The organism is Monashia sp. HAY1-5C (assembly GCF_056755255.1).
In genome coordinates this window covers 1-7,340 of sequence record NZ_JBPGXG010000182.1, presented here as the reverse complement: position 1 = coordinate 7,340, position 7,340 = coordinate 1, and the positions used below count along the sequence as shown (strand labels likewise).

Genomic DNA, 7,340 nt, shown 5'->3' with positions numbered 1-7,340 from the left:
TCGTCGGCCTGCTGCTCGCAGACGGCCGCATGAGCTACACCGACCTCGGCAAGGCGACGGGCCTGTCGACGTCCGCGGTGCACCAGCGCGTCCGGCGGCTCGAGGAGCGGGGCGTCATCACCGGGTATGCGGCCACGGTCTCGCCCGAGGCGCTCGGCCTGTCGCTGACAGCGCTGATCTCCGTCACGCCGTTCGACCCCAGCGCGCCCGACGACGTGCCCCAGCGCCTCGCGCACATCGCCGAGATCGAGGACTGCCACTCGGTGGCCGGGGTCGAGAGCTACATCCTCAAGGTGCGCGTCGGCACACCGGGCAACCTGGAGGACCTTCTCGCGCGGATCCGCTCGGCCGCCAACGTCTCGACCCGCACGACCGTCGTCCTGTCGACGCCGTGGGAGGGTCGAAGCGCCTCAGCCATCCCGCGCGAGCAGGAGTAGCGCCCGCCCGAGCGACCTTGCGGCACAAGGGAAGCCGTGCCGGACGCGTCACAGCCGGTCGGTGGGCTCCTCGGCCGACGCGTCGGGCGGGACCGGTGCGCGCGACGCGGTCAGGTGCGTCCGACGGTGCCAGGCCCACAGGGCCAGTGCGGCGCTCGTCAGTGAGCCGGCGACGAGGGCGAGCGTCGTCAGCGACCCGCTGACGAGGGGCGAGAGGGCCCCCGCCACAAGGGCGTTCGCGCACGTGCTGAGGAACGACTGGAACGAGGACACCGCACCACGCTCACGCGGTCGCAGGTCGAGCATCGCGATGGTGAGGACGGGGAAGACGAGCGCGACACCGAGCGAGATCGCGCCGACCGGCAGCACGGTCCACACGGTCGAGGGGGCCACCGACAGGCCCTGGTACAGCACGGCGAAGACGCTTCCCGCGAGCGAGACCACGAAGCCGGCGAGGACGAACGCGCCCTGGCGGACCCGCCCGGCGAGCCGCCCCGTGAGGAACGAGCCGAGCATCATCGCGACGACGAGCGGGACGAAGAGCACCCCGAAGTCGCGCGGCCCGAGACCGAGGTGCTCCACGACGACGACGGGCGCGGAGGACACGTAGAGGAACAGCCCCGCGAAGTTGAGGGCGATCGCCGCGCCGAGGCGCAGGACCGACGCGTCGCGGGCCACCGACACGAAGGACGCGACGAGCGCGCGCGGGCGGAACGGGACCCGCTCGGACGCCGGATGGGTCTCGGGCAGGGCCACGAGCGTCGCCACGACGAGGGCGACCCCGTAGCCGGTCAGCACCCAGAAGATCGTGCGCCACTGGCCCCACCCGAGGATCCAGCCGCCGACCATCGGCGCGAGTGCGGGCGCGACGGCGAAGATGACCGAGATGTGCGACATGAACCGCTGCGCGGCCGACCCGTCGAACAGGTCGCGCACGACGGTCCGGCCGACGATCATCCCGGCACCGGCGACGAGGCCCTGCACGGCGCGGGCGCCGAGCAGCAACGGCATGCTCGGCGCGAGGGCACACAGCGCGCTCGTCGCGGCGTAGAGCCCACAGCCGACGAGGATCACCGGCTTGCGCCCGAGCGCATCCGACAACGAGCCGTGGAAGAGGCTCGCCACCGCGAACGTCGCCAGGTAGACGCTGAGCGTCTGCTGCATCGTCACCGCGTCGACCGCCAGCTCGCGGCCGATGACGTCGAACGCGGGGAAGATCGTGTCGATGGAGAACGGGCCCACCATCGTCAGGGCCGCGAGGATCACGACGAGCCGGGCGCGGCCGAGCCGCGTGCTGGCGGGTACGGCCCTCATCCGTTGGGTCCCCGCGCGATCGGGGCCCGGACGGCACGTGTCACGGCGGCCAGGTCCGCCGGTGCCAGCTCGACGTCGAACCCGCGGCGGCCCCCGGACACGAGGACGGTCTCGTGCTCGAACGCCGAGTCGTCGAGCACCGTCGGGAGCGCGCGCTTCTGGCCCACGGGGGAGATGCCGCCGACGACGTACCCGGTGCTGCGCTCGGCGGCTGCGGGATCGGCCATCGTCACCGACTTCGCGCCGAGCGCCGAGGCGACCGCCTTGAGGTCGAGCTGTCCGTCGACCGGGACGATGCCCACGGCCAGGCCGCGACCGGTGTCGACGAGCAGCGTCTTGAAGACACGTGCCGGCTCGACACCGAGCGCCGCCGCCGCCTCGAGCCCGTAGCTCGGGGCCGACGGGTCGTGGTCGTACGGACGTCCGCGCCAGGCGACCTTCGCGCGGTCGAGCGCGAGCGTGGCCTGCGTCGTCGGCCCCTCGGCGCCCTTGCGACGCGGCGTCACCGGGCGTCCGCAGGGGTGTCCGCAGGGGTGTCCGGAGGGGTGTCCGCAGGGGTGTCCCCGTGAGCGTCGAGCCCCGCCGCGCCGACGCTAGACAGGCCGTCCCAGATCGTCGTCACGACGAGGTCGGTGGCCTCGTCGGCGTCCATGCCGCCGGGGTGCGTGCTGCGCCAGACGGCGAGCCGTTCGCAGCCGCCGATGAGCACCTCGGCCATCGCGGTGACGCGGGTGGCGGTCTGCGCCCCGAACTCCGGCAGGGCGAGCAGGCCCTCCGCGAAGGCCTTGGCGGTCTGCTGGCGGATCCGCTCGACCGAGTCGGACGCCTCGCCGATGAGCGCGCCCTCGGTGCGCAGCAGGGCGAACGCGGCATCGTGCGCGTCGATGAAGGTGAAGAACGCGTGGACGACCCGCCGGACGCGTTCACGGACCGGGGTGTCCGCGGCGTCGGCCGCCGCCCACGAACCGATGAGCGCTGCCATGAGCTGGCCCCGGGCCCGCTCGATCGTCGCCGCGAGCAGGCCCTCCTTGGAGCCGAAGTAGTCGTAGATGAGGGGTTTGGTCACCCCGACCTGCTCGGCGATCTCGTCCATCGTCGCGGCCTGCACCCCACGCCGGGAGAAGACGCTCTCGGCCACCTCGAGCATCTGCGCCTCGCGTTCGGCGCGGGGCATGCGGACGCGGGTGGCGGGGGAGCGGGAGGTCACCGCGGCAGTCTACGTGCGGTGCCGGTGGCCTCAGACGAGCTGCGACTCCGCGGCCGCCCGGCTCGACGCGGCCCGCTCGCCCGCGGCCGCCAGGACCTCCTCGTGGTCGACGGTCTCGCGCCACCACTGCTGCCCGGAGGCCGGCAACGTGTCGATCGGGTCGTAGTAGACGTACTCGCGCGACAGCGCCTCGGTGTCGTCAGCCTCGATGGAGGTGCGGTAGTTCTTGCGCCAGTAGGAGATTCCGCGCTCCCGGTCGTACTGCTCCACCTGGTGGACCCAGCGCTTGCCGACGAGCGGGACGTCGCAGACGATGCGGGGCGTCGAGAATCCCGGCAGGTAGCCCATGATCTCGTGCTGGAGCCGCTGGGCCTCCGCGAGCGAGACGCGCCAGTGCTCGGCGAACGGGATCATGTCGCACATGTAGAAGTAGTACGGCGTGACCATCGCCCCGTCGGTGAGGGCGAAGCACAGGTCGAGGAGGCGCTCGGGGGTGTCGTTGACGCCGCGCATGAGGACGCCCTGGTTGCGCACGTCGCGGACCCCCGCCTCGAGCATCGCCCGCGAGGCCCGCGCCACGGCCGGCGTCACGGACTGCGCGCTGTTGACGTGGGTGTGGATGGCGAGGGACACGCCCCGCTCGCGGGCGGTCCGAGCCACCCGGGCTACGCCCTCGACGACGTCGCCGGCGAACCAGTGCTGCGGCAGACCCATGAGGGCCTTGGTGGCGAGGCGGATGTCGCGCACGTTCTCGATCTCCAGCAGCCGGTCGAGGAACGCCTCGAGGTTCTTCCACGGCATGTTGGCGACGTCGCCGCCGGAGACGACGACGTCCCTGACCGCCGGGGTGCGGCGCAGGTAGTCGAGCGTCGCCTCCTGGCGGTCGACCGGCTTGAGCCCGAACCGCAGCTTGGCCACCTGCGGCGTCGAGTTGCCGACGAGGTCCATGCGCGTGCAGTGCCCGCAGTACTGCGGGCACGTCGACAGCAGCTCGGCGAGAACCTTCGTCGGGTAGCGGTGGGTCAGCCCCTCGGCCACCCACATGTCGTGCTCGTGCAGGGAGTCGCGCGTGGCGTGCGGGTGCGAGGGCCAGTCCGTGCGCCGGTCGGAGAACACCGGGAGCATGTAGCGGCGGACGGGGTCGGCGTAGAAGGCCGCCGTGAAGGCGGCGCCGGCCGCCGGCACGGGCTCGTCGGTGGCGGGCACCATGGTGTTGAGCATCTGCGGAGGCAGGAGCATCGACATCGTGGCCCGTTGCGCCTGGTCGCGCTCGAGGTCGGCGTAGAAGCGGTCCTCGAGGAGGTCGCCCATGACGGCCCGCAGCTGCGCGACGCTCTTGACGCAGTGGGCGCGCTGCCACTGGGCGCTGTCCCAGTCGGACGGCGTGACGGCGGTCCAGCCGGGCAGCCTGGTCCAGTCCGGCTCGACGAGCTCGCGGCGGCGGTAGGCGTACGGCTGCGACACCTGTGTCATGTCCCGACGATAACCGAAGCATCACCCTCCGACCTCCTATGATGCGAAAGGATTTGTCGTACGCATCCACTGCGACCGGAGGATCTCCGCCGTGACCACCACACCACCCCCGCCCACGGACGCGCGTGAGGCCTCACCCGTGGGGCTGCACCGCGTTCTCGACCCCGTGGGGGAGGAGGGGCCGACCCTCCCGCAGGCGGCCCACCGGCTCGACGCGCGCCCGCAGCTCTGGCCGGACGAGGTCCGCATCACGGTCGACACCCTCAACCTCGACGCCGCCTCCTACCGCCAGCTCGCCGACAAGCACACGCGGGCGGGCGTCCTCGACGGCGAGGCGGTCCGCGAGGAGGTGCTCGCCATCGTCGCCGACCGCGGCAAGATGCAGAACCCCGTCACCGGCTCGGGCGGCATGCTCATCGGAACCGTCGAGGAGGTGGGCCCGGCGAGCCCACTGGGTCTGGCCGTGGGCGACCGGGTCGCCACCCTCGTCTCGCTGTCCCTGACGCCGCTGGCCATCAGCGACGGGCTCGCCCGCTGGGACGGCCGATCCGAACAGGTGCCGGCGCGGGGCCACGCGATCCTCTTCGGCCGCAGCATCGCCGCCGTCCTGCCGGACGACCTCGAGCCCCGGCTGGCCCTCATGGTCATGGACGTGTGCGGGGCTCCGGCCCTCGTGTCCCGGGTCGTCGGGGAGCACACGGCCCGCGGCACCGCGCCGACCGTCGCGGTGCTCGGTGCGGCCGGCAAGTCCGGGTCGCTGTCGCTGGCTGCGGCGCGCGCGTCGGGGGCCGCGCGCACCATCGGCGTCGTGCCGGTCGAGCGCGAGCGCCGCCTGCTCGAGGCGACCGGCCTGGCCGACGTCGTGGTCCTCGCCGACGCGCGCAGCCCCCTCGGGCTCGCCGCTGCGGTCGAGGCCGCGGGTGGACCTGCCGACGTCACGGTCGTCTGCGTCGACGTGCCCGGCTGCGAGCAGCCCGCGATCCTGGCCACCGCCGATGGCGGCACCGTCATCTTCTTCAGCATGGCCACGAGCTTCGCGGCGGCGGCGCTCGGAGCCGAGGGCGTCGCCGCCGACGTGCGGATGCTCATCGGCAACGGGTACGTGCCCGGCCACGCCGAGCTCGCCCTGTCGCTCATGCGCACCGTGCCGGCGGTCCGGGCCCTGTTCGAGTCGCGGCTCGCGCGCGAGACGGCAGGATCTGAGGGGTGAGCCGCCCCGCACCTGTCCTCGAGCTCGACCCGGCGGTCGTCCGGCGGGCGCGGTCCCTGGCGCGCCGGGCCGCGGCCCCGGTCGTGCGGCTCGCGCGGAGCCACACGACGGTCTCGGTCGAGCGGGCCACCCTGCGCCTCGCCGGCCTCGCCGGTGCCGACCACGAGCGCGTGCCGTGGGTCAACCACCTCGTCGACGCCGTCCGCACCGGCGTCGGCCTCGAGCACGGCGTCACGACGCCGGTCTACGACGCCCTGCTCCGCGGCGAGGCGCCCGACCTCCTGACGCTCGCCCAGAAGGCGGCCGGCGGGAACGTCGCGTTCCGGCTCCCGGAGGGGCGCGCGGCCATGGCGGCCCGGCGGGCGGCCGCGCGTGGCGTCGGGACAGGGCTGCGGACCGTGGACCGGGCCCGCGCCACGCGTGAGCGCCTCGTCCGACGGCTGGGCGACCCCCCGCACAAGCCGTGGGTCTACCTCATCGTCGCCACCGGAGACATCCACGAGGACATCCCGCAGGCCCAGGCCGCGGCCCGCGAGGGCGCCGACGTCATCGCCGTCATCCGCTCGACCGGGCAGTCGCTGCTCGACTACGTGCCCGAGGGCGCGACGCGCGAGGGTTTCGCCGGCACCTACGCGACCCAGGAGAACTTCCGGCTCATGCGAGCCGCGCTCGACGAGGTCAGCAGGGAGCTCGGACGCTACGTCCGCCTGACGAACTACGCATCCGGCCTGTGCATGCCGGAGATCGCGGCTCTCGCGGGCATGGAGCGCCTCGACATGATGCTCAACGACTCGATGTACGGCATCCTCTTCCGGGACATCAACCCGGTCCGGACCTTCGTGGACCAGCGGTTCTCACGGCAGATCCACGCACGAGCCGGCATCATCATCAACACGGGCGAGGACAACTACCTCACGACCGCCGACGCGGTCGAGGCAGCGCACACCGTGACGGTCAGCCAGCTGCTCAACGAGCGCTTCGCCAAGGAGGCCGGGCTCGAGGACTGGCAGCTCGGGCTCGGGCACGCCTTCGAGATCAACCCCGACCTGCCCGACAGCTTCCGCATGGAGCTGGCGCACGCGCTGCTGGCCCGCCGGCTGTTCCCGGACGCACCGCTGAAGTGGATGCCGCCGACCAAGCACATGACCGGCGACGTCTTCCGCGGCTACCTGCTCGACGGGTTCTTCAACCTCGTCGGCGCCATGACCGGGCAGGGGATCCTCCTCGTCGGGATGATGACCGAGGCCGTCGTCACCCCGTTTCTGTCCGACCGCGACCTCGCCCTCCAGAACGTCCGGTACGTCATGAATGCCGCGAGCGGGCTCACCGAGGACTTCCACCCGCCACGCGACGGGTTCATCCAGACGCGGGCCCGGCAGGTGCTGTCCGAGGCCGTCGACCTCCTCGAGCGGATCGTCCAGGACACCGATGCCTCCGGCGAACCCCCGCTGCTGGCGGCCATCGCCGACGGAACCTTCGGGCTCATGCGCCGCCCGCCAGACCGGGGCAAGGGGCTCGAAGGGGTCGTCAGGCGGGCCGAGGGCTACGACAACCCGGCCGTCACCGCGCTCGACGCGTGGACGACCGGCAGGGACGCGCGATGAGCCGCGCACCGCGCGCCGCGGAGCCGCGCAGAGGCCCGCAGGGCAGCATCGTCCGGCCCTACGGGGACACGACCGGTGACGGCATGGTGCAGGTG

Annotated in this window: 7 protein-coding genes; 3 read left to right on the top strand and 4 right to left on the bottom strand. The window is 73.0% G+C overall.

The features are described 5' to 3' along the window. On the top strand, positions 1-437 hold a 437-nt coding region (locus ACR9ZK_RS19755; RefSeq protein ID WP_481343676.1), incomplete at its 5' end, for an Lrp/AsnC family transcriptional regulator. A gap of 48 nt (positions 438-485) precedes the next feature. Here the strand turns inward: ACR9ZK_RS19755 and ACR9ZK_RS19750 are convergent. Genes ACR9ZK_RS19750 through ACR9ZK_RS19735 form a run of 4 tightly spaced genes read right to left on the bottom strand, consistent with a single transcriptional unit; the run spans position 486 to position 4,431 of the window. Next, positions 486-1,751 (bottom strand): multidrug effflux MFS transporter, encoded by a 1,266-nt coding sequence (locus tag ACR9ZK_RS19750; RefSeq protein WP_481343675.1) that lies wholly within the window; start codon positions 1,749-1,751, stop codon positions 486-488. Then, the gene (gene ybaK, locus ACR9ZK_RS19745) at positions 1,748-2,257 is read right to left on the bottom strand and encodes a Cys-tRNA(Pro) deacylase (protein WP_481343674.1); all 510 of its coding nucleotides are present in this window, start codon (positions 2,255-2,257) and stop codon (positions 1,748-1,750) included. Before ybaK ends, ACR9ZK_RS19750 begins: the two co-directional genes overlap by 4 nt. Next, positions 2,254-2,958: a TetR/AcrR family transcriptional regulator gene (locus ACR9ZK_RS19740; protein WP_481343673.1), complete on the bottom strand. Its 705-nt coding sequence runs from the start codon at positions 2,956-2,958 to the stop codon at positions 2,254-2,256. The genes ybaK and ACR9ZK_RS19740 overlap by 4 nt, the downstream gene beginning before the upstream one ends. Before the next feature lie 30 nt (positions 2,959-2,988). Beyond that, entirely contained in the window at positions 2,989-4,431 is a 1,443-nt protein-coding gene (locus ACR9ZK_RS19735) for a KamA family radical SAM protein (RefSeq protein WP_481343672.1), read from the bottom strand. Between the two features lie 91 nt (positions 4,432-4,522). Between ACR9ZK_RS19735 and kdd the strand changes: the two genes are divergently transcribed. Together kdd and kamD are read left to right on the top strand one after the other, a co-directional pair. Then, a complete protein-coding gene (gene kdd / locus ACR9ZK_RS19730; RefSeq protein WP_481343671.1) occupies positions 4,523-5,641 on the top strand; it encodes an L-erythro-3,5-diaminohexanoate dehydrogenase in 1,119 nt (372 codons plus the stop codon). Continuing rightward, complete coding sequence (gene kamD / locus ACR9ZK_RS19725) at positions 5,638-7,245, top strand: lysine 5,6-aminomutase subunit alpha (RefSeq protein WP_481343670.1); 1,608 nt, start codon at positions 5,638-5,640, stop codon at positions 7,243-7,245. Before kdd ends, kamD begins: the two co-directional genes overlap by 4 nt. The last annotated feature ends 95 nt before the right edge of the window (positions 7,246-7,340 follow it).